Raw genomic sequence first — 24,141 nt, forward strand, 5'->3', positions numbered from 1 at the left:
TGTACTAAATGCGATTGAGCGGCACTTTCAGATAGACATTGCCGTCCCGGTCCGGCTCGGGGAAATGGCCGGCATTCATGTTCACCTGGATCGAGGGAATGATCAGTTTCGGCGCGCCGAGCTTCTTGTCGCGCGCGGTGCGCATGGCCACGAAGTCGTCCTCGCCGACGCCGTCCTTGACATGGACATTGCCGGCGCGCTCGGCGGCGACGGTCGTCTCCCAGGCGAAGAAATCTCGTCCCGGCGCCTTGTAGTCGTGACACAGGAACAATCGCGTCTCCGGCGGCAGCGACAGAACCTTCTGGATCGACCTGTAGAGCTGCCGGGCATCGCCGCCGGGAAAATCGGCGCGCGCGGTGCCATAGTCCGGCATGAACAGCGTGTCGCCGATGAAAGCGGCATCGCCGATGACATAAGTCAGGCAGGCCGGCGTGTGGCCGGGCGTGTGCATGACATGGGCCTCGATCGAGCCCAGGCTGAAACGGTCGCCATCCTTGAACAGGCGGTCGAACTGGCTGCCGTCGCGCTGAAATTCCGTCCCGGCGTTGAAGATCTTGCCGAACGTATTCTGCACGACGGTGATCTTGTCGCCGATGCCGAGCTTGCCGCCGAGCTTTTCCTGGATATAGGGAGCGGCGGAAAGATGGTCGGCATGGACATGGGTCTCGAGGATCCAGTCGAGCGTCAGGCCGTGACGGCGGACATGATCGATCAGCTTGTCGGCCGATTGCAAGGAGGTGCGCCCGGCCGAGGGGTCATAGTCGAGCACAGAATCGACGATGGCACAGATTTTCGTGGCGGGATCGCTCACCACATAGCTCACCGTATTGGTGGCTTCGTCGAAGAAGCCCTGGACATCGGGATGACTGGCCATGATCTCCTCCTGCCTCCCTTTATATATTGCGCATCGGATTATCCGAAAACCGGTATCCACTTTTCGGCCCGATGCGTCGAGGCGATGATAGACCGTATTTTTGTCAAAGCATAATGCGCCAAGACGGCACGTCTTGGCGATAACATTATGCTTCGATTTAGTCGACGATCACGCTCATGACTTTTGACGGTACCGTCAAAAGTCATCGTGATCTAGATGCGACGGGGTTTCAAAAAAGTAAGAAGCCGTCCGTCGATGAGCGCCAGACCGACGGCGATGGTCGCCATGCCGACGATATGATGAAGGCCGAGCGCCTCGCCAAGCACGGCAATGCCCAAGAGGATGGCGCTCACTGGTACGAGGAAAGTGACCAGTACGATGTTGGTGGCGCCGGCGCGCTTCAGAATCGTGAAATAGAGAATGTAGGCGAGCGAGGTGCACAGGACGGCAAGACCGATGATGGCGAGCCAGACGTCGAGGGACGGCGATGCAAGGCGCCAGGGCATATCGATGGCGAGCATGACCGGAAAGAGGATGAGGGAGGAGCCCGCAGTCTGGCCGGCGGCGGTGATCAGGGGCGGGATGGTGGAGAAGCGGCGGCCGAAGACGCTGGCGAAGGCGTAGGACACAGCTGCCGCGACAATGGCGAGCTGCGAGAGGGGCGAGCCTCCCTGCGCTCCCAGGATATCCGTGCCCATCATGGCGGCGACGCCGGAGAGACCGATCACGGCGCCGAGCAGCCGGTTCCAGGACAGCTTCTCGTCCGCCGTCAGCATGTTGGCGGCCAGCACGGTAAAGAACGGCGTGGTGGCGTTCAGGATCGCGGCGAGGCCGGAAGCGACCTCGCGCTGGCCCCAGACGATCAGGCTGAAGGGGATGGCGTTGTTGATGAGGCCCATGATGAGGAAATTGCGCCATAGGCCAGGCTGGCGAAGCGGCAAGAGGCCCATGGCCCAGGCGGCGAGCCAAAGGCCGATGCTGCCGAGGCCCACCCGCAGGAAGACGATGGTGAAGGTCGGGAGCTCCTTGACGGCGATGGCGTAAAAGAAGAACGAACCGCCCCAGACGATGCTGAGGAGGATGAGCATGGCCCATTCTGCCGGTCCCATCGTGCGGTTGATCATGCGGCGCGCCCCTTGCATGTGAGGAACCGGAAAGCGGTATCACATGCCCCGTTACGTTCATGGTCCCGGGTTTATTTCAACCTGGGGTGGGCGCTCCTTAGCCGAAATCGTGGAGTTTGCCACCCGATTCCGGATGGCTGGGGAGGGCGAAGGTCGCTGCAGGGTTATTTCGAGATATACATGTTGCGGGCGATACTGTCGCGGATGATGCCGAAAGCGGTTGCCAATTCTTCATTGGTATCGGCGTTGAAATAATATTTGGGCTGCGGCTCGCCCGCCGCCACCTTCTTTTCCAGATTGTCGGAAGCGCAGTCGTGCAGGCGCGTTTCTGTGTCCGCATTGTCTTCGTCGTTGAGATCGAAGGAGACGGTGACCACGCGAATGCCGGCGTCTTTGATCGCCGTGCACAGGCTCTCCAGATTGGCTTCGGCCTGCGCCACCGACAAGATGTTGTTCGGGCCGTTGCCGGGGCTCGTCTGCTTGCCGTCGGTCAGGAGCACGATCGCTTTCAGGGTCTCCTCGGCATTCTGAGGCGCTTCATAGGGAGCATTGGGCGTCAGGACATGCCAGGCCGTCTCCATGCCTAAGGCAATATGGGTGTTGCCATAAGGAACCATCTCGCTGATCTGGGTCGCCGTGGCGGAGTGGTCGGTCGACAGCGGCCGCACCTTCAGTTTGTTGTCCTGGAAATAGCTGCAGCTCGTGGTGAAGAATTTGGTGCTGTTGTTCTTCGTGCTGGTGTCCGGCGTGTCGGTCTTGAGATTGTTGGGATAGTTGCGATCGTCGATGCAATAGGTCGATTGCGACGTGCCGGTCTTGCCGTAATAGAAGTTGTTGGGCATGGTGACGCGCACCGCATGCGAGAAGGGCACCAGGCCGAATTCGACATCGGGATTGGTGTAGTTCTGCGACAGGTTCTTGACGAGCTTCACGGCTTCGTCGCGCATCGTCTTGTATTTGCGCTCGCCGCCGACATATTCGGTCATCGAGCTCGAATAGTCCATGACGAGGATGATCTGGCCCTTGTGATAGTCGGAGAAGACGGGGAGCGTGACAGTGGAGGAAACGGTGCTGGCCGCGCCATCGCTGCCCAGAGGCATCTGCGTGAAGCCCGCGATCCGCGTCAGTGTCGTGGGAATATTGCCTGAGGCCGTCATGGTCAGCGTATTGTCGTCCTTGTTGACCTTGACGTCGGTGACGATGTTCGCCTTCGCCAGGACGTCGTTCTGGGCCACATTCTGGTCGAAGCTGGCATCGGCTATGGCCACATAGCCGTCACTGCCGGTTCCGTAAGCGGCGGCAGCGTTCAAGGCGGCGGCGTCGACGGCCGCCTGCACCTCGACCCTGGCCGAGGACAACCTGCTCGAGTCGATGGCGACCCCGGCGATCATGACCAGGGGAATCGCGCACAGGGCGGTCAGCGGCGCCACATTCGCCTTGTCGTCGGACCTCAATCCGGCAAGGCCGGACTGCGCTTTTAGCCATGTGCGAAAATTTGAGCTGAGCATGGGTCAAGGTCCGTGGGTCAGAGGGTTGCCAGGATGGACAGTGCGGTTTCGCTATAATCGGCGCAGAAAGCCGGCGTATCGGTGCCGATCTCGGACGCTATCTGATCGAAGATGGCGTTGATCGTGTCGGCGGAGGCATCCGTGTCGGTGACGCGGTTCTCGATGATTTCCTGAAGTCTGGCCAATTGCGTCTCATCGACCGAAAGTTCGCATTTGCGCACGGCGATGAGCACCTTGTAGTAGGTGTTCAACGTTTCCGCCTGGGCCGGCACGGGGGCTCCGACGAAAGCGACAGTTGCTGCCAGCTGGATAGCGGCGAGGATGCTGCCCAATATTTTCGGTGACATCGCGAGTATTGCCCCTTCTCGAAAAGCTAATATCGAGTGAACGGCAACCTAGGATCGGCGTCTAAGCCATGGCTTAAGAGATTGGTTAGAATTGTGCTTATCCAGACCCCATCCACATTACGATCGGTTTATCCTTAATCGTTTCTTCACTGCAGCAACAAGGATGTCATGAAACCTGATCAAAAGACGCTGCACAGCCGCAACGCGTCATAGATCGCGGCATGGATATTACGCGAGGACACGGCGTCGCCGATGCGGAAGAGCTGGAACCTGCCGGAAGGATTGGCCTGCTTGCCCTGCGGCCGGCCGGCGATCAAGGCCTCATAATCGACCTCGCCACGATTGCGCGACTCCTCCTTAAGGTCAAAATAGATGTCGGCCAGCGGTGACGTGCCGTTCTCGACGACGACCTGATCGACGAGCCGCGTGGCATAGTCGGCCTCGGTATAGGGACTCCATAACACGGCCTCGATCTTGTTGCCCTGCCGCTTGAGAGAGCGCAGCCGCGTCATGGTCGTGACCCGGACATGCCGGTCGGTAAAGATCTTCATGTAGGGTACGAGGTTCAACCCGCCCATCTCGGGGGCGAAGAAGCGCTCGGGACTGATGACCTCGAGGGCCGAGCCAGCCTCGGCGATGAACTCGGCGGCGGCCATGCCGGGATGGGCGCCATTGTCGTCGAACAGCAGCACGTCCTCGGCGGGCTTCACCTCGCCCGACAGGATATCCCAGCTCGAGACGGCGAGATCGGCGCCATCCTCGATGCTGCTCATCTGCGGCAGGCCGCCCGTCGCCACGATCACGATATCGGCATCGAGCGCGCGGATGTCGGCGGCTTCGGCGATACTGTTGAACTTCAGAGAGACGCCCAGCCGCTGGCATTGCTCCGTCCGCCAATCGACGATGCCGATCAGCTCGCGCCGCCGCTTCACCTGGGCGGCTACACGGATCTGTCCGCCCGGATCGTTCGCGGCCTCGAACAGGATCACCTCATGGCCGCGCTCGGCCGAGACCCGTGCCGCCTCGAGCCCGGCCGGGCCGCCGCCGACGACGGCGATCTTCCGGCGCGGACCCGTCGTGCGTGTGATCACTTGCGGAAGTGCGCCTTCGCGGCCCGTCGCCGGATTATGGATGCACAGCGCCTCATAGCCTTCATAGATGCGGTCGAGGCAGTAGGTGGCACCGACACAGGGGCGGATATCGGCCTCGCGGCCTTCCGTGATCTTCTTCACGATATGAGGGTCGGCGATATGAGCGCGGGTCATGCCGACCATGTCGAGCTTGCCCTCGGCCACGGCGTGACGGGCCGTCGCCACGTCATTGATGCGCGCCGCATGGAAGACGGGGAACCTGGTCAGGGCGCGCACTTCGCCGGCGAAATCGAGATGCGGCGAGGCCTGCATGCCGAGAACCGGGATCACCTTGGCCAAAGGCGCGTCATGCTCGATATGGCCGCGGATGATGTTGAGGAAATCGATCTGGCCTGAATCCTTCAGGCGGCGGCAGATCGCAAGCCCGTCGGCGCGCGACAGACCCTTGTCCCAATCCTCGTCCGCCACCAGGCGGCAGCCGACGATGAAATCGGGGCCGACGGCGCGCCTGACCGCTTCGAGCACGCGGAAGGTGAAGCGCAGGCGGTTGTCGATCGAGCCGTTATAGGCGTCCTCGCGCCGGTTGGTCGCCGGCGACCAGAAGGCATCCATGAGATGGCCGTAGCATTCGAACTCGAAGCCATCGAGGCCGGCCTCCTTCATGCGGCTTGCCGCGCAAGCATAGTCGGCGACGATGCGCTCGATATCCCAATCCTCCATTTCCTTGGGGAAGGCGCGGTGCGCGGGCTCGCGTATCGGCGAGGCGGAGAGAATGGGCAGCCAATCGGCCTTGTTCCAATTGGTGCGCCGGCCGAGATGGGTGAGCTGGATCATGACCGCGGCGCCATGCTCATGGCATTCATCGGTGAGCTTGCGCAGCCAGGGCACGATCTCGTCCTTATAGGCGAGCAGATTGCCGAAAGCGGGCGGCGAATCGCGCGAGACCACGGCCGATCCCGCCGTCATGGTCAAAGCGATGCCGCCCTTGGCTTTCTCCACGTGATAGAGCCGGTAGCGATCCTTCGGCATGCCGTCTTCATGGTAGTTCGGCTCATGCGCCGTCGACATGATCCGGTTCTTGAGGGTCAGATGCTTGATCGTATAGGGCTGGAGGAGAGGGTCGCTGGCGCGGATCAGGGTGGCTGGCATCACAGTCTTCTGCTTGGCTAAATCGCCAGCAAGTCTGTCACGCCGCGAGCGACGCTGCCAGTCTGTTACGCGGCATGCGGCGTTAGAGCGCCGCCGCCGGATCAGGTCGAGAAAAACCGGGTGAACCGGGTGCGGATCGCGGTCGGCGCCGTGTAATAGAAGCGCCGCACGATCGGGCGGAGCAGGGACAGATAGCCATAGCCATAAAGGCTGCCGCCCAGGGACAAGGGGGCGTGAAAATTATGGACCGTCATCCGGGCATTGCTCCAGGACTGCTTGTGGGGGTCGCCGGGGATCATCAGGTCGAATATGCGCATGCCGTCCTTGATGGCTTGACGCTGCGACATGTCCATATGCAGCCGGGCGGGTGACGCATCGGTCAAGGAAGTGTCATGCGCGGTGATGAAGCCGAAATGGGTCTTGCCGAAGCGCAGGCCGATCTCCCAGGAGATGGGGCGGCTGCCGGCCGTGAGGCATGAGGTGACCAGCGAGACGCTGCCGCCGCCGTTGCGCGACAGCTCGCGCAGGAAGGGTCCGAGATAGGGGCACTGCAAGGGCTTGCTGTAGAGCCCGCGCTCGGCGAGCCAATTGCGCTTTTGGTCGACCGCCTGTTCCATGGCGCGGTCCATCAGGCTGCCCGGCGGCAGCATCGCGAAATCCACCTTGCCCATGCTTTCGAGCGATTTCCTGATCTTGCCGCGCCGCTTGCGCTGCTCGCGGCTGTAGCGCTTGTCGTATTCGGCCTCGGTCGGATAGGGGGTCAGATCCAGACAGGGAGCCTCGTCGGCCTCGCCGGCACGGGTGAACTGCTCCTTGAGGAAGGGATAGATCGCCGAATCCTGGCGAACGTGACGCAGGCGCAGGCAGTCGATGCCCTTGAGCCGGCGCAGGAATTCCATGGCGCGGCGGCACCAGGGCCGGGCGTCGGCGCCGGCCTTCACCACGACATCGCCATACTGGGCGAGGGGGTCGGTGAGCCAGCGCAGGATCGTGAGCGGGCCCTTCTTCACCTTCATGAGCGGCCAGACGAAGACCAGGGCGCCATCCTCATAGCCGGTGACGACGCAGGGCTCGATCCCGAGCTCGGGCTTGGCGTAGATCCGCGCCCAGGTCAGGCACCAGTCGGCGCTCTGAAAAACGCCATGGGCATGGGCGGAAGCGGCGTGGAGTTCGCGCCAGTCGGGGCTAAGCTGTTCAAGGGCCGCCAGATTTGTCGCCAGCGAAATATGCCCGGCGCAGGGGATAGTCAGACTTCCGGCCGGGACGGCAAGAGCCATGTCCCGCCTCAAGACTGCCAGTGAGTTTTCTCGCTGTGGTTGCATTCCCGTCTCGACCAGTGTGCCGCCAAGGCACAATGCCCAAGATCACTGCAACTTGATTGCCAGCTTTGGCTTGCAGTTAACAAAAGTCTAAAAATCTGGCGCGTGGCACGGAAAAAACAGCCCGCAGAGATAAAAAGACCTGCTCCGCGGGCTGTCCACCCACAACGCTATTGCCGGTTTGTGCCGCCGTCGTCGTCGTTGTCGTCGTCACGGTCGTGGTCGCGATGCCAGCGGTGCATGCCTTCGCCGCGCCGGTCTTCCCGGCTCAGGACACCGTCGCCGTTACGGTCCCTATTTGCGACAATACGCGACATGGGCTCCGCATATTCATCAAGGGTGAGAACGGCGTCGCCATTGGGATCGAGCCGCTGGAACTCGCGGATCATTTGCTGGCGATGCGCCTCCAGCCACAGCGCCTCGAATTCCTTGAGGCTCAGGCTGCCATTCTTGTCGGCATCGAAGCGCGCATGCCATTCAGTGCGGTTGGCATCGACTTCCGGCTGGCTCACTTTGCCGTCCTTGTTGGTGTCGTAACGCTGCATGAGGTGACGCGGGCCGCCGCCAGGGTGGCCGCCCCAACCGCACCGGCCCCCACGGTCGGCCATGGCATGGCTGGTCAGCGTGCCGAGGCCCAAAGCGGACAAGGTGAGGATGGCGAGCGTGAGCTTGGTTTTGTTTTGCATCCGGATCTCCGTGATTGTCGTCAATCGGAAGACGGTCCGCGGGCGTCATTCCGTCGCTCGTCACCGGGTCGTGATCAGCGTGTCAGCTCGCGCATGGCCTGATCGAGGCCCTGAAGCGTCAACGGATACATACGTTCGGCCATGAGCCGGCGGACGAGATCGGTCGAGGCCGTATAGGACCAATATTTCTCGGGCGTCGGATTGAGCCAGACGAGCTTGGGATAGACATGACTGACGCGCCCGAGCCAGGTCATGCCGGATTCTTCATTGAAGTGTTCGACCGAGCCGCCGGGATGGGTGATCTCATAAGGGCTCATGGACGCATCGCCGACAAAGATCACCTTGTAGTCGGACGGATAGGTATGCAGCAGCTTCCATGTATCGAGCGGCTCGTCATGGCGGCGGCGGTTGCTCCGCCACACCCTCTCGTAGAGGCAATTGTGGAAATAGAAATATTCCATGTGCTTGAACTCGGCGCGGGCGGCCGAGAACAATTCCTCGCAAGCGCGGACGAACGGTTCCATCGAGCCGCCGACATCGAAGAACAACAGGACCTTCACCGTGTTGCGGCGTTCAGGGACCAGGCGCAGGTCGAGATAGCCCTTGTTGGCGGTCGACTTGATCGTGCCGTCAAGGTCGAGCTCCTCGGGCGCACCCTCGCGGGCAAATATGCGCAAGCGCCGGAGAGCCAGCTTGATGTTGCGGGTGCCGAGCTCGACCTCATCGTCGAGGTCCCTGTAGTCGCGCCGATCCCACACCTTGATGGCGCAGTTGTTGCGGTTCTTGTCCTGGCCGATGCGCACGCCTTCGGGATTGTAGCCATGGGCGCCATAGGGCGAGGTGCCGGCAGTGCCGATCCATTTGTTGCCACCCTGATGCCGGCCCTTCTGCTCGGCGAGGCGCTTCTTGAGCTCCTCCATGATCTTCTCCCAGCCGCCCAGCGACTGGATGAGACGCTTCTCCTCCTCGGTCAGGAATTTCTCGGTGAGCTTGCGCAGCCACTCTTCCGGGATCTCGGCGAGAAGGATCTCGGCATTGCCTTCAAGGCCCTTGAAGACATGGCCGAAGACGCGATCGAACTTGTCGAGATTGCGCTCGTCCTTCACCAGCGACGTGCGCGATAGGTAATAGAAGTCCTCGACCCGGAAGCGGGCAAGGCTCGCATCCATCGCTTCCATCAAGGTCAGGTATTCCTTGAGGGTGACGGGAAGTCCCGAGGCCTTGAGCTCATGGAAGAAAGTGAGGAACATGGCCGACTTTGTCTTACGCTGGATGGCCGGGTCAAGCCCGGCGATTTCATAGATTCTGGATGGCCGCCTCAAGGGCGGCCACTCAGTACCAGATCCCCATGCGCTGCCAGTGGATGCGCGGGTTGCGGATCGGCGGCACGATGGAAGGTCCAGGTTCGGGCCTTGTGCTGCTGCTGACCACGATCTGCGGCTCGGCTTCGCCGGCCAGTGCGAGGAGCCGCGCAACGCGGTCCTTGGTCGCGGGATGGGTGCGCAAGAGCGAGGGGCTCGGCACGCGCCCCGCCGGAAACAATCCCTCCCAGACATGGCCTTGCCGGCGCTCGAGCGTCTCGAGAGCTGAAGCGAGGCCCGCGGGATCGCCCGTCAAGGCGGCGCCGTCGAGATCGGCATCATATTCGCGGGTGCGCGACAGGCCGAGCTGCAAGAGGCCGCCAAGGGTCGGCGCGAAGATCAGGAGCAGGATGCCGAGCCAGGGAATCGCGATGCCGGCGCCGAACAGAGCTGGTATGCCGATGAGGCCCAGCATCGCCATGGAGCTGGTCACGCGCGTCAGCACATCGGCGAGCGCCATCACCTTCAGATCGCCGGACCGGATATGCGCGGTCTCATGGGCGAGGATGCCGGTGAGCTGGCGCATGGTCATCGCACGCAGCAAGCCGTCGGTCACCGCGATCGCCGAATCCTCGGGCTTGCCGACGGCGAAGGCGTTGAGGATCTTGCTTGGCACATAATAGAGCTGCGGGATGGAAGAGAGCTCGGCGCGCTTGGCGAGCTCGCGCATGACGCGATGGACCTCCGGCAATTCATCGGGCGCGAGCGGGCGCGCCTTGTAGAGGCCGAGCACCATCTTCGGCGAGACGCGGCCCATGGTCCACAGGCCGAAAGCGCCCAGGATGGCGGCCCAGACGAGGCCGGTCCAGCCGAGCACGGTCCAGGCGATGATGGCGAGAAGCAGTCCCGATCCGCCGATCAGGATCGCCGTGTGCAGTGCATTGCGCACATCGTGGCTGCGCCGGACGGCCAGATCAAGACGGGGAGGCGGCATTCTGATCGCCCTCGTTCGAAAAATTCAGCAGCTCGCGCGTCAGGCTGGCGAGCGTCTCCTTGGCTTCCGCCTCTTGCGGTATCGGACGGCAGACATCGCGCGCGGCAAGCCCGATGCGCGCGGTCAGGATACCATTGACGGCGCCTTCGCCAAACCGCGCCGAAAGCCTCCCGATCAGACCCTTGCCGACGACATGCTGGATCACGCTGTCGGAGAGCGCGAGGCCGCCGGTGACGGCGAGATGGCCGATCACCATGCGCGAAAGACGGAATGTCGCCAGGACCGACGGCCTGCCGCCATAGAGGGTCGCGATCTCGCGCAGCATGCGCAGGTTCTGGGCGGCGACGAAGAGAATGTCGAGCGCCGCCGCCGGCGTCACCGCCGTCAGCATCGTCACGCGGCGGCTGCGGCGTGCGATGATGCGGTGCGCCTCGCCATCGAAGCCCGAGACGAGATCGCGGTCGGCGAGCCTGATGCGGTCCTTGGCATCCATGACGTCATTCTCATGCTCGGACAGGGTCTTCAGTCCCCAGGCCGCATCAGGACGCCGGCGATAAATGTCCTCGAGCGCGGCGAGAACACGCTTGGCCGCCGCGGCATCATCGTGATTGAGCGCACGCGCGGCATCGGCCTGCACATGCTCGATGCGGTTGAGCCGCATGAGGCCCCAGATCTCGCGCAGGATGATGGCAAGGGCGGCGAGCCCTGCGAGGCCGGCGAGAGCGAGGCCGATCCAGCCCAGATATTGCGAGCGCTGGAAGAGCTCCTCGATCAGGCTGGTGATGGAGAGGCCGGCCCACATCACAAAGAGGCCGAAGAGTGTCGAGACGAGAAGCGATCCCCAGCGCAGCACACGCGAGGAGGGCAAGGGTGCCGGCGGCACGACGACGACCTCTTGCCCCTGAGGCTCCTCCTCGAACTTGATCTTGCTGGCGGGGATGGCGCGGGGCGCGCGCCGCACCTTGTCGGGCTTGGGTGCCGGATCGATATGGAAAGCCTGCGGCCTGCGGTGATCGTTCATGAAAAGCGATCTCCCAACAGAAATTCGAGGGCGCGATCGAGCCTTATATGGGGGAAGCTCCGTCCCGCTGTCAAAGGCGGACGGAACTTCACGAAATGAAGGGCGCCCTCCAGGCCGCCGCGCAAGGCCTCCTCGGGATTGGCCGGAAGGTCGCCCGGAAAGATCGCCGCTTCGGTCTCGCCATTGAAGGTCTCGCCGCCGATCGTTTCGCCTTTCTCGGGGATGCCGGCGATGCAGGCGAGATCCTCGCCCTTCTGGCGGATCGTCGCCTCGCGCGTGGCGCGAATGGCGGCAAGGGCGGCGATGTCGATCTCGGCCCCTGAGAATTCGGCGCGGGCGGCGGCATCCTTGACGATGAGCTCCAATATGGCCTCCAGCCGGTCATGGCTCGAATGGTGGATGAGATCGGCCTTGGCGGCCGCGAACAGGATGCGATCGATACGGTGGCCGAAGAATGTCGAGGCCCAGCTATTAGCGCCCTGGCGGAAGGAGGCGAGCACGTCGGTCAACGCCTTTTGCAGGTCGCGCACCGCGTCCGGTCCGGCATTGAGGGCACTCAAGGCATCGACCAGGACGATCTGGCGATCGAGACGCGCGAAATGCCCGAAGAAAAATGGCCTTACGATTTTCGCGACATAAGAGTCATAGCGCCGCGCCATCAGCGCGCCGAGCGAGCCGCGCGGAAAATCGGCATCCGGCGCCACATCGAGGGCTGCGAAAGTGAGAAGCGGGGAGCCGGCGAGATCGCCGGGCATGAGGAAGCGGCCGGGCGGCAGAGCGGAGAGCGAGACGTCGCCGCCGCGGCAGCGCGCGAGATAGGCGGTGAAGAGCTCCGCCGCCTTGACCGCATCATGCTCGTTCGCGGAGCCTAAGGGATCGAGGGAAGAAAGCAGACCATGCCAGTCGCGCGCCAGCGCATCGCGCGGCTTGCGCCGGCTCGACGCCACCGTCTCGGCCGACCATTGCGCATAGGAGAGATTCAAGAGCGGCAGATCGAGCAGCCATTCCCCCGGATAATCGACGATATCGACATGCAGCCGGTCGCGGCCGAAGCTCCGCGCGATCAGGCCTTGCGGCGTATAATCGAGCGTCAGGCGGAGCTGGCTGATGCGGCGCGTGCTCTCGGGCCAGGTGCGCTCCTTGGCGGTCAGACGAGCGACATGGTCCTCATAGGCAAAGCGCGGAAGATCGTCGTCGGGCTGCGGCTCGAGATAGGCGCGCGTGATGCGGCCTTGCGCCTGCGCGTCGAACAAAGGCAGCCGCGTCTGGTTGAGCAGCGCGTGCACGAGGGCGGTGATGAAGACCGTCTTGCCGGCGCGGGCGAGGCCGGTGACGCCCAGGCGCAAGGTCGGCGTCGAAAGGCCCGACGCAAAGTCCTTGAGACCGCCCGCCGCGATGCGGGCGCCGTCGATGAAAGAGGTGCGTTTCAATTCGTCAATGCGTCATGGACCAATCCAGGCCCATAGTTGGGGCGGGCCACGCCTTGACGCAAGAGCTAAGTTCCCGGTTTTCGGTCCGATTCCTTGGCCAGGTCGCGCGGGCGGATGAAGGCCGAAAGCATGCCCTTGCCGTCCTCGATATCGCCCCAGTCGCCGGCGTCGAAGGCGATCACGGCCAACGCGCCGGTCGGATATTTCTCGGTGAGGCGCTTGCGCAGCTTCGCATCGCCCTTGCCGATGAGGCGCTGGGCCAGGCGCTCGATCGAGGGATTGTGTCCGACGACCATGACCGACTTCGCGCCGTCGGCCTTGTCGCGCAGCGTGTCGAGGATGCGTCCGCCATTGCCGAAATCATAGAGCGCCTCCTCAATCAGGAGTCGCGGTGCCGTTCCGAGCTCGGCGGAGGCGAGCTTCCAGGTCTCGCGCGCGCGGCGCGCCGGCGAGCACAGCACCAGATCCGGCACCAGCTTCTGCGCGCGCATGAAACGGCCGACGAGCGGTGCCGCTTTGGCGCCGCGGGGATTGAGCGGACGGTCGTGGTCATCGAGGCCGGGATCGGTCCAGCTCGATTTGGCGTGCCTGAACAGGAAGAGCCGAAGCATGGCGGCACGAACTATAGTCCGTTTGTGACAGGGTGGCGACAGCGTCGTCGAGGTCTACTTCCCGATATCGGCGAGCGCGAAGGGCGTCGTCTGATAGACCTCGTTGATCCAGTTGCCGAACAGGAGATGGGCGTGGCTGCGCCAGCGGTTCTCCGGCGTGCGATGGGGATCGTTGTCCGGATAGTAGTCCTTAGGCAGCTCGATCGGCTTGTTGGCCTTGACATCGCGCCAATATTCCTCGCCGAGGGAGGCCGTGTCATATTCGACATGGTTGAACATATAGAGCGAGCGATGCGCCTTGTCCTCGATCAGGCAGAGGCCGGCCTCATCCGATTCCATCAATATGTCGAGCCCATGATCGGTGGGGATGTCGGCGCGGCGCACTTCCGTCCAGCGTGAGACGGGGATCGAGAAGTCATCCGAGAAGCCGCGCAGATAGGGCGAGGCGGGCTTGAGGTTCTTGTGGCGATAGACGCCGAAGAGCTTCTTGGGCAGCGTGTGCTTGGGAACGCCGTGGAAGTGATTGAGGCCGGCTTGCGCGCCCCAGCAGATATGGAAGCTCGAATGGACGTTGCTCTGCGTCCAGTCGAAGATGCGCTCGAGCTCGTCCCAATAGGTGACGTCGGAGAATTCGAGCAGCTCGATCGGCGCTCCCGTTATGATGAAGCCGTCGAATTTCTGCGCCTCGACGTCCTCCCAGTCGCGGTAGAAGGCGATGATGTGGTCATTGGGGGTGTTCTTGGGCACGTGATTGGTCATCTTGACGAGCGTCAGCTCGACCTGAAGCGGCGTGGCCCCCAAGAGGCGCGCGAACTGCGTCTCCGTCCTGATCTTGGTCGGCATGAGATTGAGCAGGCCGATATGCAGGGGACGGATGTCCTGGCGGGCGGCGGTTTCCTCGCTCATCACCATGACGCCTTCCTGTTCGAGCGTCGCTGTGGCCGGCAGATCGTTGGGAATCTTGATGGGCATGGTCACTCAACCGTCGATCGCGCGCGACACGAGATCGAGAAAGTCCTTTTCTGTCTTCACCTTGGGCACGTCTTCCATCTTCACTGAATAGCCGAAGTTACGGGCGATCGCCTGGTAGAGCGGGATGCGGTGATGCACAAGCTGCTCAAAGCCCCAGGCGGCGAAGCCGTCGGGATCGACCTCGCAATCCTCGTTGATGGCGTTGATCTTCTTGTACTCCGCCCATTTCTCGTCGAGGAAGCGCGGCTGATAATACATCGGTTTGGGCATCTTGCGGAAGCGTTCGACCAGCATGCGGGCATGCGCCGGAGTTCCCTCGATGTAGAGAAGCAGCGTGTTGTCGGCGAGGCATTGCAGCACCGGATCGCTGAAATCCTCAGGATCGACGACCTCGCACAGGCTGCCGCCGGAATCGCAGATGAAATGGCTGTAGCCATAGATGTCGCGCGAGCGCTCGATGAAGGCCGGCACGTCCTTGAGGGCGCTGATCTCGCCTTCGCGATGCTGCGCCTGGCGCCGCTTGTATTCGGCGAAATCGATGCCGCCTTTCTCGGGGTTGCCGGGCTTGCCGAGATAGGTCGACAGGGGTTCCAGGTTCTGGAAGGTGATGTTGGAGGAGATATAGATCGAATCCGAGCGCAGGAGGTCGCGCAGGAACCGGACCTTCATCGCCTCGCGCTTGAAATTGTCGACGATATGCTCGCCCATGTAGCGCGTGCCGATGCGGTAATCGACCGAATAGTGGAACCAGGCGCGGCCCTGCAGCAGGTCGGCCAGGGTGGTCTTGCCGACCCCGGACATGCCGAAGACGGTCACGGCCTTGTTCGGCCAGTCCCGGAACTCCTTGCTGGTCTTGAAACGCATCGGTTGTCCTCAAAGTCGCCCGCGGTTCAATAGCTTATGCGGGCCCTCAAGAGCAACCGGCCCGCCATGCCGGGTAAACAGGGCAGATTCCACACTTTTCCGGATCATGCTCTAGAATGCTGGAAGGGTAGAGATTCGGTGAACCAGCCCATGGGCAGCGAGACTTCTCAGACCTGGTATGAGGCGACGGCGCCAGCGCCGTCGCGCGAAGACTTGGGCCCGCCCAGGGGCGTGGCGGCCTGCGATGTCTGCGTCATCGGTGGGGGGCTTGCCGGCATCACCACGGCACGGGAGCTGCAGAAGCGCGGCCGGATCGTCGTGCTGCTCGAAGCGAAGCAGCTCGCCTGGGGCGCGTCCGGACGCAATGCCGGTTTCGTCGGCAATGGCTTTGCCGCCGGGATCGAGGAGATCATAGAGCGTGTGGGCCTCAGGAACGCGCAGGCCCTTTACCGGCTCTCGGCGCATGGCACCGAATATGTCCGCCGCGAGGTCCAGCGCCTCGACGCCTCGATCAAGATGGGTGACGGCATCATCATCGCCCAGAGGGTGGACGATCCCGCGGGGGCGCGCCGCTATGCGGCGATGATGCTGCGCGACTTCAATGAGGGGCTCGACGTGCTCTCGACCGAGCAGACGCGCGAAATCCTGGTGACCGATCGCTATTATCAGAGCATCAGGAACCCGCGCAGCCTGCTCATCCATCCCTTGCGCTATGCCCGCGCCCTCGCCGACGACGCCCAGCATTGCGGGGTGAAGATCCATGAGAACACCCCGGCGCTCAGCGTGCGCAAAGAGGGCACCAGCCTCGTCGTGCGGACCGCTTATGGCGAGATCCACGCCCGGCATGTCGTCCACTGCGTCTCTTCGCTCGACCGCCGCATCCATCCGCCGACCGGCCGCGCCGTCCTGCCGGTCGCGACTTATGTCGCCGTCACCGAGCCCCTGGAGCAGGACGCGATCAGGGTGCGTTCAGGCATAGGCGATATGCGCCGGGCCGGCGATTACTACCGCCTGATCCCGGACAACCGGGTCCTGTGGGGCGGGCGGATCACCACGCGGGTGAGCACGCCTTCGCGTCTGGCACGGATGCTCAAGCAGGATATGCTGTCGGTCTATCCGCAGCTCGGCGCCCCCAAGATCGACTATGCCTGGGCGGGCCTCATGGCCTATGCGTTGCACAAGATGCCGCTCATCGGGCGGGCGCCCGACGGACAGTGGTTCGCGACGGCTTTCGGCGGCCATGGTCTCAACACGACGGCCATGGCGGGCCTCCTGCTGGCGGGCGCCATCGCCGATGGCGACGACGAATACCGCCGCTTCGCCGCTTTCGCGCCGCGATGGGCCGGTGGTCCCTTCGGTCGCATCGGCGTGCAGGCGAATTACTGGCTGATGCAGGCGCGCGACCGGCGCGACGAAAAGGCGGCGCGGCAAGTAAGGCTCGCAGCGGAGTGAGCATGCCCCACAGCGAAGACTGGATCGACATCGGTGCGGCAGATGAACTCGGGGCGCAAGCCTTGCAGCCCATCGAGGTGCAATCGGTCAAGATCGCTCTCTCCTGCGCGGCCCGTACCTTTGGCGCGGTCCACAATGCCTGCAATCACGTCGGCGGTCCGCTCGGCGAAGGCGCGCTCGATGGCGACTACATCGTCTGTCCCTGGCACCAGTGGAAATTCCACCGGGTGACGGGGCTTGGCGAGCCCGGTTTCGAAGAGGACCGAGTGCCATCCTTTCCGGTCAAGGTCGAGAATGGCCGCGTGCTGCTGCAACTCAGGCCGACCAAGCGGCAGAAGGCGCCGCATGAGCCGCATCCTCTGGCGCGGCCGGTACTTCGCGCCGAGGGGCCTGTTCGTGTCGCCGGCATCTCGACGACGGCGATGGACAAGAGGGCGCCGCGCTATTCGGGCTCCGATGACCTTCTGGGCTCGTCGCTCAAGGCGGCAGAGGCCTTGGGCTGCGAAACCCGGCTCATCAAGCTCAATGACCTCAAATTCAGAGCATGCGAGGGCTATTACTCGAAGGCGGCGCAGGCCTGCACCTGGCCGTGCTCGATCACCCAGATGCGACCCAAGGACGAACTGACCCCCGTCTATGAGGCGCTGGTGCATTGGGCCGACGCGGTGATCATCGCAACACCCATCCGCTGGGGGCAGGCGAGCTCGCTCTATTTCCGCATGGCCGAACGGCTCAATTGCATCCAGAACCAAGTCACCACGCATAACCGGGTGCTGATCCGCAACAAGGTCGCGTCCTTCATCATCGTCGGCGGCCAGGACAATGTGCAAGGTGTCGTCGGCCAGATACTGGGCTTCTTCGCCGAGCTCGGCTTCCACTTTCCGCAGTTTCCGTTCATTGCGCATTCGCGCGGCTGGGCGGCCGAGGACATGGAGCGCAATGTCGCCGAGGTGCGCTCATCGGCTGAATTGCATCGCGGTGCCGCGGATCTCGCAGGCCGCACGGTCGCGCTGGCGCAGCGGCTTCTCGACACCGAGCCGGCCGAGAAGATCCGCCGCGGCGGACGCAAGGCGCACGCGCTCGACTAGCTGGAAGCCCCATTTGACGAATCGTCATGGGAATGCTCGCTTCAGGTCTATCGAATAACGGGATGGATCTCTCGTGGACATTGCTCTTGCCGGCTTTTGGGGCTTGGTAAGCGGTTCCGCGCTTCTGATCGGAGCCGCTGTCGGCTTTCTTGCCAATATTCAACAGCGGATCATCGCCGCAATCATGGCTTTCGGCAGCGGTGTTTTGATTTCCGCCCTTTCTTTCGAGCTCATGGACAAGGCCTATCAACGGGGCGGCATCGATTCAACCGCATCGGGCTTCATTGCCGGTGCAGTCGTCTACACAGCCGCCAACGTGTATCTCTCCGGCCATGGCGCCAGGCACCGCAAGCGATCCGGCGAGAAACACTCCTCCGTCGAGAACAATGGAGCCGCAATTGCAGTTGGTGCACTTTTGGACGGCATTCCGGAATCGATCGTCATCGGCGTGAGCATGATCGGCGGAGGTGTCGTGAGCTGGGTCGCCGTGGTGGCGATCTTCCTGTCCAACATACCAGAGGGCCTGTCGAGCGCATTGGGGATGAAAAGGGCCGGTCGGTCCGCATTATATGTTTTCGGGCTCTGGGGCGGCATCGCCGTGATCTCGGGAATTGCTTCTCTCACCGGCTATGTGGTCTTCCGCGATGTCTCCGCCGACGCGATCGCCGCGACTGAAGCCATTGCCGCGGGCGCCATTCTGGCGATGATCGCGGATACGATGATACCCGAGGCCTTCGAGACAACCCATAACTACTCAGGACTTATAACAGTCCTCGGATTTATCGCTGCGTTTGGGTTATCCAAACTAGCGGGGTAATCCAGTCCGGCGCCCGACATCAACGGAAACAGGCTTCCGAAAATCACCCCGCAAACTTCAACCCGAAAATGCCGCCGATGATGACGGCGATGCAGACGAGCCGCGCCACATGTGCCGGATCGCCCATGAGCCACATGCCGAGCAAAGCGGTGCCGACCGCGCCGATGCCGGTCCACATCGCATAGGCCGTGCCGACCGGCAGGGTCTTGAGCGCCAGGCCCAGCAAGACCAGGCTGATGATCATGCTGAGGGCGGTGAGAAGTGACGGCACCGGCTTCGTGAAGCCATCCGTGTATTTCAGGCCGATGGCCCAGCCGATCTCGAAAAGACCGGCGACAACAAGAAAAAGCCACGCCATGACGAACCTCTGCTTTCTGCAGGGTCGTCCCGTGCACCGATCAAGGGAAAAGCGAGGTCGTCCTCGCGCCGCTCATATAGGAAGACGAGGACGGCCGATCAAGCGCGCCAGAACGGTTTCCTGATCTCGGTCAACGCCTGCTCGAGGGTGAGGCCGATATCCTTGACGAGATGGTTGCCGAGTTCCAATTGCCGGACCAGATCGCGGCGATAACGGTGGCGGGCGATCCATGCTGCGAGTGTGTTATGCATCTTGCCCTCCTCTTGCGGCGCTGATCCAGGCCTCCAGATACGGCCTCTTTATATCGAATTCAAAGCAAGCTATCTGGGGGTAAGGATCAGGAAAACTAAGGCTTAACGGCAATGCGCCTGCCATCTCTCAATGCCTTGCGGGCCTTTGAAGCAGCGGCCCGTCACCAGAGCTTCGCGCGCGCCGCGGCCGAGCTCCATGTCAGCGAGGGCGCCATCAGCCGGCATGTCAAGCTGCTCGAGGAGGAGCTTGGCCTGCCGCTCTTCATCCGCCGCGCGCGCCAGGTTGAGCTGACCGAGCATGGCCGCAAATTCCTGCCCGTGCTCAGCAAGGCCTTCAAGGCGATCGCCGCGGGTTTCGCCGATGTGGCGGCTGAAGCGCCGAAGCTCAGGCTCATCAGCCAGCCAAGCTTTTCCATCCGCTGGCTCATACCGCGGCTCGATCTGTTCCGGCAGAATCACCCGGCCATCCAGGTCAATGTCACGACCGGCATCTATGGATGGCCGGAAGCCATTGGCGGCGGCTACGACCTCGCTTTCGGCTGCGGCCCCCAGTGCCCCGAAGGCTGGGAAGCGATGCTGGTCGTCCCCGCCAGCATGACGCCGGTCTGCTCGCCGCGCCTCATCGAGGGCCGCAGCATCAGGGCGCCGGCCGATCTCGGCCGTTTCAACCTTCTCCACACCACGCCGGATCGCCACGACTGGCGAGTCTGGCTCGAGGAATTCGCGGCCGGCGATGTCGACCCGATGAGTGGGGAGACCTTTCCGCTTCTCGATACGGCGATCCAGGCAGCGGTGATGGGGCAGGGCATCGCCATGGGCGACCTGACGCTGCTTACCGATGAGCTCAAGACCGGCAAGCTCGTCTGTCCGCTGCCCGAACTGGTGCTTCGTCGTGATGCCGACAATTACTACGTCTATGGACCGTCGGCGAAATGGAGCAAGCCACGCGTGTTGGCCTTCCGGCAATGGCTTGAAGGCCTCACGCGGGACTAAGGTTTGGCGCCTGCCGCTTTCAGGATGCGCGCCATCTCGGCATAGCCGCGCTGCTCGGCATGGGCGAGCGGTGTCACGCCGTCGCGGTCGGCGAGGTTCACATTGGCGCCGGCATCGACGAGCAGCTCGAGGATCTCGGTATGCGTCGGACCGCCATCGGAGAGAATGATGGTCTCGAGCAGTGCGGTCCAGCCCAGCCGGTTGACATGATCGATATTGATCCTGGTCTTGAGCAATTCGCGCACGATGTCGGGGTGACCATGATGCGAGGCCGGAATGAGACCCGTGCCGCCATAGCGGTTGACGCTGTTGAGATCGGCGCCCGCCTTGAGCGTCAGGCGCAGGATCTCGAGCCGGCCTTCGGCGGCGGCATAGAGATAGGGCGAATCCTGGATATTGTCCTTGGCGTTCACATCGGCCCCCGCGGCTATCAAGATGCGCGCCGCATCGACGGCATTGGCTTGCGTGGCGACGAGAAGGGCGGTGCGCTCGGAAGAGTCGCGCGCATCGACGCGTGCGCCCGACTTGAGCAAAGTCTCGATGCGCGCCGTGTCGTTGGCGCCGGCGGCCTTGTGGAGATCGGTTTCGGAAGCCATGGGTGATTTGACCATTGCGAGCGTCAGAGCAAGGACTGTGAGCAAAGAGATGAAGCGCATTCAATTTCCGCCACCGCTGCCGCCATCGCCTCCGCCACCACCAGCGTCTCCGCTGCCGCCGCCAACTCCGCCGTTGTCGCCAGCACTATCGTATCCGCGATGATTTGTGAAATCGGTCCGGACGGCAGCAGAGTCCATGTAGGGATACGATCCCGCCGCTGCGTCGGTCTTTGTCCTGGATCGACGATCTAGCCAAAAGGAACCCCAGAGCGCGGCGGCGGCAATCAACACCAAAAGAATGATGCCGGGATCCATGGTTTATCTCCCTTCGCGCCTGGCCATGAAAGCGAGCTTCTCGAACAGCGACACATCCTGCTCGTTCTTGAGGAGCGCGCCATGGAGCGGCGGGATCAGCTTGCGCGGATCGCGCTCGCGCAAGGTCTCAGGGCTCACATCTTCATTCAACAAGAGCTTGATCCAGTCGAGAAGCTCCGACGTCGAGGGTTTCTTCTTGAGGCCCGGCACGTCGCGGATGTCGTAGAAGATGTTGAGCGCCTCATGGACGAGCTTGCCCTTGAGGCCGGGGAAGTGGACGTCGACGATCGCCTGCATCGTCTCGCGCTCGGGGAATTTGATATAGTGGAAAAAGCAGCGCCTGAGGAAAGCGTCCGGCAATTCCTTCTCGTTGTTGGAAGTGATGATAACGATCGGACGCTGCTTCGCCTGGATGGTCTCGCCCGTCTCATAGACGAAGAATTCCATGCGATCGAGCTCCTGCAGGAGATCGTTGGGGAATTCGATGTCGGCCTTGTCGATCTCGTCGATCAGAAGGACAGGGCGATGGTCATGGGTGAACGCATCCCATAGCTTGCCGCGCTTGATGTAGTTGCGGATGTCATGGACGCGGGCGTCGCCCAGTTGCGAATCGCGCAGGCGGCTCACCGCATCATATTCGTAGAGACCCTGCTGCGCCTTGGTCGTCGACTTGATGTGCCATTCGATGAGGGGTGTTGCGAGGGCGGAAGCCACTTCGCGCGCCAGCACCGTCTTGCCGGTGCCGGGCTCGCCCTTGACGAGAAGCGGCCGCTCGAGGACGACCGCGGCATTCACCGCCATGGTGAGATCGTCGGTTGCGACGTAATCCTTGGTGCCTTCAAACCGCATGTCAGGCCTTTCCGCTTGCTTCAGACCGTCATAGCGCCCATGCCCCGCGACCGCAAAGGCATGGTCTTTGCAGTATTGTCACAGAGTTCAGGCAAATGGCCTGAACTGAGAAAAATCCTTGCGAATCATGGTGATGCGGTAAAGAGAACATGTCCGTGATGGAACTCTCTTTGGCTATTGTCGAAGCAGGGCGGGATCGCTATAAGCCCGCCGCACCGAAGGGTTGATGCAGGCGTGTACCGGGTGAGGCCTTAGATGGCGGTCGAAGTCGAAATCGAAGACTACAAACCAAGAGAAGACGAGCCGTTCATGAATGAGCGGCAGCGGGAATATTTCCGCAACAAGCTGCTCAACTGGAAAGATGACATCCTGAAGGAGAGCCGCGAGACGCTGGCGCACCTCCAGGACGACAACAACATCCTTCCCGACCTCGCCGATCGCGCCTCGACCGAAACCGACCGGTCCTTGGAACTCAGAACCCGCGACCGCCAGCGCAAGCTCATTTCCAAGATCGATGCCGCGCTCAAGCGCATCGACGACGGCACCTATGGCTATTGCGAGGAGACGGGCGAGCCCATCAGCCTGCGCCGGCTCGACGCCCGGCCGATCGCGACGCTCTCCATCGAGGCCCAGGAGCGGCATGAGCGGCGCGAGCGGGTCTATCGTGATGATTGATTGCGGGCCCGGTTGCGCGTAGCTTCCGTTCATGCGCTGTAGGCCGCCGCACGCCCAATTTGTCCGACACGGCTACCATCACGGAAACCTCAGAGAGGCACTGATCGCCGCCGCCCGTCGGCTCATTGCCGAACATGGGCCGCAGGGCTTTACCCTCAATGAGGCCTCGCGCACCGCCGGTGTCAGCCCGAGCGCTCCCTATCGTCATTTCCGCGATCGCAATGCGCTGATCGAGGCGACGGCGGAAGAGGGCTTCAACCTGTTCCGCGATCGGCTCCTCGCCGCGACGGCGGGCGTCGCGTCGCCCTATGAAGCGCTGCACCGCATGGGGGCGGCCTATTACGCTTTCGCGCTCGACGAGCCGGGCTTCTACCAGGCGATGTTCTCCTCAGGCCTCCCGGCGGTCGGCACGTCGGTGACGCAGGCCGGCGACCGCGCCTTTGCCGTGCTCGAGGACGCGGTGCGGGGGCTCGGCGCCAAGGAGCACCAGGTGCGCGAGCTCTCGATCAAGATTTGGGCCTTCACCCACGGCATGACGGGCCTCATCGCCGCTGGCTCGGTATCGGCCATGGAGGCCGGCCGGCTCGCCGGCGACGCCGTCGATGCCATGCTGAGGGACAGTGGCATCTCCGTCCCGACCAAGGTCGCAGCTACGTCAGAATCCTGAGCGGCCGTGCAAAGTGTGGTCGGGCCAACGGCCGTGAAACATATCTTTACACACCCGTTCCCTTGCAAAGGGCTCCTGGCCACCTATGTGAACATGGCTAACATCTCACGAGGGAGGTCCCATGTCGCCATCCACATCCGGAACTTTTGAGCCTGGTTACGAAACCTCAGATCACCGTCAGAGCCATCGCCGCGGCTGCGGCTGGGCCAGGAAATCCTGGTCCTTCTGGGAAATCGCCCTGATCGTCGCGGCCTTTATCGTCTTCTGGCCGCTCGGCCTTGCGGCCCTTATCTGGAAGCTCGCCAAGGGCGAGCTGTGGGCCGGATCATCCCAGAGCGTCGCCCCCTGGAGCCGGTTCAAGGGCCAGGATCTCAAGCGCTGGGCTTTCCGTGATGAGCTGACGCCCACCAGCGGGAACAGCGCCTTCGACGCCTATAAGAAAAGCGAGCTCGACCGGCTCGAGCAGGAGCGCCGCAAGCTGGCCGAGGAGCAGCGCGCCTTCGGCGAGTTCCTCGATCGGCTCAAGAAGGCGAAGGATCAGGATGAGTTCGACCGCTTCATGAGCGAAAGGCGGCAACCGCCCGCGCCCGCGACCGAGTGATCTGCAACGATCAAAAGACAAAGGCCCGGAGCGATCCGGGCCTTTGTCTTTTTCTAGACGCAGGCTTCGTCACTTGGAGAGGTCGGTCCAGATTGCCGTGTAGAGCTTCTGAATGTCGGGCGGGCAAGTGTGCATGAAGGTGCAGCCGCTTGCGAAGGCGCAGGCCTTCACAGTCCACTTCATGCCGC

26 protein-coding genes are annotated in these 24,141 nt (G+C 62.7%); 7 read left to right on the plus strand and 19 right to left on the minus strand.

The window, feature by feature from the left end; all coding sequences use genetic code 11:
* Nucleotides 1-4 precede the first annotated feature (4 nt).
* The 14 genes from DS839_RS00975 to DS839_RS01040 all read right to left on the minus strand — a co-directional run bounded on the left by DS839_RS00975 (nucleotide 5) and on the right by DS839_RS01040 (nucleotide 15,291).
* The gene (locus DS839_RS00975; RefSeq protein WP_119268410.1) at nucleotides 5-874 is read right to left on the minus strand and encodes an MBL fold metallo-hydrolase; all 870 of its coding nucleotides are present in this window, start codon (nucleotides 872-874) and stop codon (nucleotides 5-7) included.
* 212 nt (nucleotides 875-1,086) lie between these two features.
* The gene (locus DS839_RS00980; protein ID WP_368911002.1) at nucleotides 1,087-1,998 is read right to left on the minus strand and encodes a DMT family transporter; all 912 of its coding nucleotides are present in this window, start codon (nucleotides 1,996-1,998) and stop codon (nucleotides 1,087-1,089) included.
* A 164-nt stretch (nucleotides 1,999-2,162) separates the two neighbouring features.
* Nucleotides 2,163-3,506: a vWA domain-containing protein gene (locus tag DS839_RS00985; RefSeq protein WP_119268411.1), complete on the minus strand. Its 1,344-nt coding sequence runs from the start codon at nucleotides 3,504-3,506 to the stop codon at nucleotides 2,163-2,165.
* Between the two features lie 17 nt (nucleotides 3,507-3,523).
* Nucleotides 3,524-3,853, minus strand: coding sequence for a hypothetical protein (locus DS839_RS00990; RefSeq protein ID WP_119268412.1), 330 nt, complete (start codon nucleotides 3,851-3,853; stop codon nucleotides 3,524-3,526).
* A 179-nt stretch (nucleotides 3,854-4,032) separates the two neighbouring features.
* Nucleotides 4,033-6,093 (minus strand): oxidoreductase, encoded by a 2,061-nt coding sequence (locus tag DS839_RS00995; protein ID WP_438816477.1) that lies wholly within the window; start codon nucleotides 6,091-6,093, stop codon nucleotides 4,033-4,035.
* 101 nt (nucleotides 6,094-6,194) lie between these two features.
* A complete protein-coding gene (locus tag DS839_RS01000; protein ID WP_162918210.1) occupies nucleotides 6,195-7,370 on the minus strand; it encodes a GNAT family N-acetyltransferase in 1,176 nt (391 codons plus the stop codon).
* A gap of 212 nt (nucleotides 7,371-7,582) precedes the next feature.
* Nucleotides 7,583-8,098 (minus strand): EF-hand domain-containing protein, encoded by a 516-nt coding sequence (locus tag DS839_RS01005; RefSeq protein WP_119268414.1) that lies wholly within the window; start codon nucleotides 8,096-8,098, stop codon nucleotides 7,583-7,585.
* Between the two features lie 74 nt (nucleotides 8,099-8,172).
* Nucleotides 8,173-9,348 carry a vWA domain-containing protein gene (locus DS839_RS01010; RefSeq protein ID WP_119268415.1) on the minus strand — a complete coding sequence of 392 codons (1,176 nt, stop codon included), beginning with the start codon at nucleotides 9,346-9,348 and terminating at the stop codon, nucleotides 8,173-8,175.
* 82 nt (nucleotides 9,349-9,430) lie between these two features.
* On the minus strand, nucleotides 9,431-10,393 hold the full coding sequence (locus DS839_RS01015; protein ID WP_119268416.1) for a zinc metalloprotease HtpX: 963 nt from the start codon (nucleotides 10,391-10,393) through the stop codon (nucleotides 9,431-9,433).
* A complete protein-coding gene (locus tag DS839_RS01020; protein ID WP_119268417.1) occupies nucleotides 10,374-11,414 on the minus strand; it encodes a YcjF family protein in 1,041 nt (346 codons plus the stop codon). The genes DS839_RS01015 and DS839_RS01020 overlap by 20 nt, the downstream gene beginning before the upstream one ends.
* Nucleotides 11,411-12,844 carry a YcjX family GTP-binding protein gene (locus DS839_RS01025; protein WP_119268418.1) on the minus strand — a complete coding sequence of 478 codons (1,434 nt, stop codon included), beginning with the start codon at nucleotides 12,842-12,844 and terminating at the stop codon, nucleotides 11,411-11,413. Before DS839_RS01025 ends, DS839_RS01020 begins: the two co-directional genes overlap by 4 nt.
* Nucleotides 12,845-12,909: 65 nt before the next feature.
* Entirely contained in the window at nucleotides 12,910-13,455 is a 546-nt protein-coding gene (locus DS839_RS01030; RefSeq protein ID WP_119268419.1) for a SixA phosphatase family protein, read from the minus strand.
* A 54-nt stretch (nucleotides 13,456-13,509) separates the two neighbouring features.
* Nucleotides 13,510-14,427: a homoserine O-acetyltransferase MetA gene (gene metA, locus DS839_RS01035; protein ID WP_119268420.1), complete on the minus strand. Its 918-nt coding sequence runs from the start codon at nucleotides 14,425-14,427 to the stop codon at nucleotides 13,510-13,512.
* 6 nt (nucleotides 14,428-14,433) lie between these two features.
* Nucleotides 14,434-15,291, minus strand: a complete 858-nt coding sequence (locus DS839_RS01040; RefSeq protein ID WP_119268421.1) for a DEAD/DEAH box helicase family protein — start codon at nucleotides 15,289-15,291, stop codon at nucleotides 14,434-14,436.
* A 138-nt stretch (nucleotides 15,292-15,429) separates the two neighbouring features.
* On the opposite strand from DS839_RS01040, the gene DS839_RS01045 reads away from it, so the two are divergent.
* The 3 genes from DS839_RS01045 (at nucleotide 15,430) to DS839_RS01055 (ending at nucleotide 18,648) form a co-directional block, all read left to right on the plus strand.
* Nucleotides 15,430-16,743 (plus strand): NAD(P)/FAD-dependent oxidoreductase, encoded by a 1,314-nt coding sequence (locus DS839_RS01045; protein ID WP_162918211.1) that lies wholly within the window; start codon nucleotides 15,430-15,432, stop codon nucleotides 16,741-16,743.
* Between the two features lie 2 nt (nucleotides 16,744-16,745).
* Nucleotides 16,746-17,831: a Rieske 2Fe-2S domain-containing protein gene (locus tag DS839_RS01050; protein WP_119268423.1), complete on the plus strand. Its 1,086-nt coding sequence runs from the start codon at nucleotides 16,746-16,748 to the stop codon at nucleotides 17,829-17,831.
* A gap of 73 nt (nucleotides 17,832-17,904) precedes the next feature.
* Complete coding sequence (locus tag DS839_RS01055) at nucleotides 17,905-18,648, plus strand: ZIP family metal transporter (protein ID WP_119268424.1); 744 nt, start codon at nucleotides 17,905-17,907, stop codon at nucleotides 18,646-18,648.
* Nucleotides 18,649-18,691: 43 nt separating this feature from the next.
* On the opposite strand, the gene sugE is transcribed toward DS839_RS01055, so the two are convergent.
* Both sugE and DS839_RS01065 read right to left on the minus strand, forming a co-directional pair.
* Nucleotides 18,692-19,006 (minus strand): quaternary ammonium compound efflux SMR transporter SugE, encoded by a 315-nt coding sequence (sugE, locus tag DS839_RS01060; RefSeq protein WP_119268425.1) that lies wholly within the window; start codon nucleotides 19,004-19,006, stop codon nucleotides 18,692-18,694.
* 98 nt (nucleotides 19,007-19,104) lie between these two features.
* A complete protein-coding gene (locus DS839_RS01065) occupies nucleotides 19,105-19,257 on the minus strand; it encodes a DUF1127 domain-containing protein (RefSeq protein ID WP_119268426.1) in 153 nt (50 codons plus the stop codon).
* 111 nt (nucleotides 19,258-19,368) lie between these two features.
* Here DS839_RS01065 and DS839_RS01070 point away from each other — a divergent pair, with 111 nt between their 5' ends.
* Nucleotides 19,369-20,250, plus strand: coding sequence for a LysR substrate-binding domain-containing protein (locus DS839_RS01070; protein WP_119268427.1), 882 nt, complete (start codon nucleotides 19,369-19,371; stop codon nucleotides 20,248-20,250).
* Here the strand turns inward: DS839_RS01070 and DS839_RS01075 are convergent.
* From DS839_RS01075 to DS839_RS01080, 3 genes are read right to left on the minus strand one after another with little or no spacing between them, the layout of a single operon-like run.
* On the minus strand, nucleotides 20,247-20,906 hold the full coding sequence (locus DS839_RS01075) for an ankyrin repeat domain-containing protein (protein WP_119268428.1): 660 nt from the start codon (nucleotides 20,904-20,906) through the stop codon (nucleotides 20,247-20,249). The two genes, DS839_RS01070 and DS839_RS01075, sit on opposite strands and share 4 nt — an antisense overlap.
* Nucleotides 20,907-21,161, minus strand: a complete 255-nt coding sequence (locus tag DS839_RS36215; RefSeq protein WP_162918212.1) for a hypothetical protein — start codon at nucleotides 21,159-21,161, stop codon at nucleotides 20,907-20,909.
* A 3-nt stretch (nucleotides 21,162-21,164) separates the two neighbouring features.
* Complete coding sequence (locus tag DS839_RS01080) at nucleotides 21,165-22,010, minus strand: AAA family ATPase (protein ID WP_119268429.1); 846 nt, start codon at nucleotides 22,008-22,010, stop codon at nucleotides 21,165-21,167.
* A 255-nt stretch (nucleotides 22,011-22,265) separates the two neighbouring features.
* Here DS839_RS01080 and dksA point away from each other — a divergent pair, with 255 nt between their 5' ends.
* The 3 genes from dksA to DS839_RS01095 all read left to right on the plus strand — a co-directional run bounded on the left by dksA (nucleotide 22,266) and on the right by DS839_RS01095 (nucleotide 23,953).
* Entirely contained in the window at nucleotides 22,266-22,685 is a 420-nt protein-coding gene (gene dksA / locus DS839_RS01085) for an RNA polymerase-binding protein DksA (RefSeq protein WP_119268430.1), read from the plus strand.
* A gap of 31 nt (nucleotides 22,686-22,716) precedes the next feature.
* Nucleotides 22,717-23,352: a TetR/AcrR family transcriptional regulator gene (locus tag DS839_RS01090; protein ID WP_119268431.1), complete on the plus strand. Its 636-nt coding sequence runs from the start codon at nucleotides 22,717-22,719 to the stop codon at nucleotides 23,350-23,352.
* Nucleotides 23,353-23,473: 121 nt separating this feature from the next.
* On the plus strand, nucleotides 23,474-23,953 hold the full coding sequence (locus DS839_RS01095) for a DUF2852 domain-containing protein (RefSeq protein ID WP_119268432.1): 480 nt from the start codon (nucleotides 23,474-23,476) through the stop codon (nucleotides 23,951-23,953).
* Nucleotides 23,954-24,141 lie beyond the last annotated feature (188 nt).

This window comes from Taklimakanibacter deserti (genome assembly GCA_003574785.1).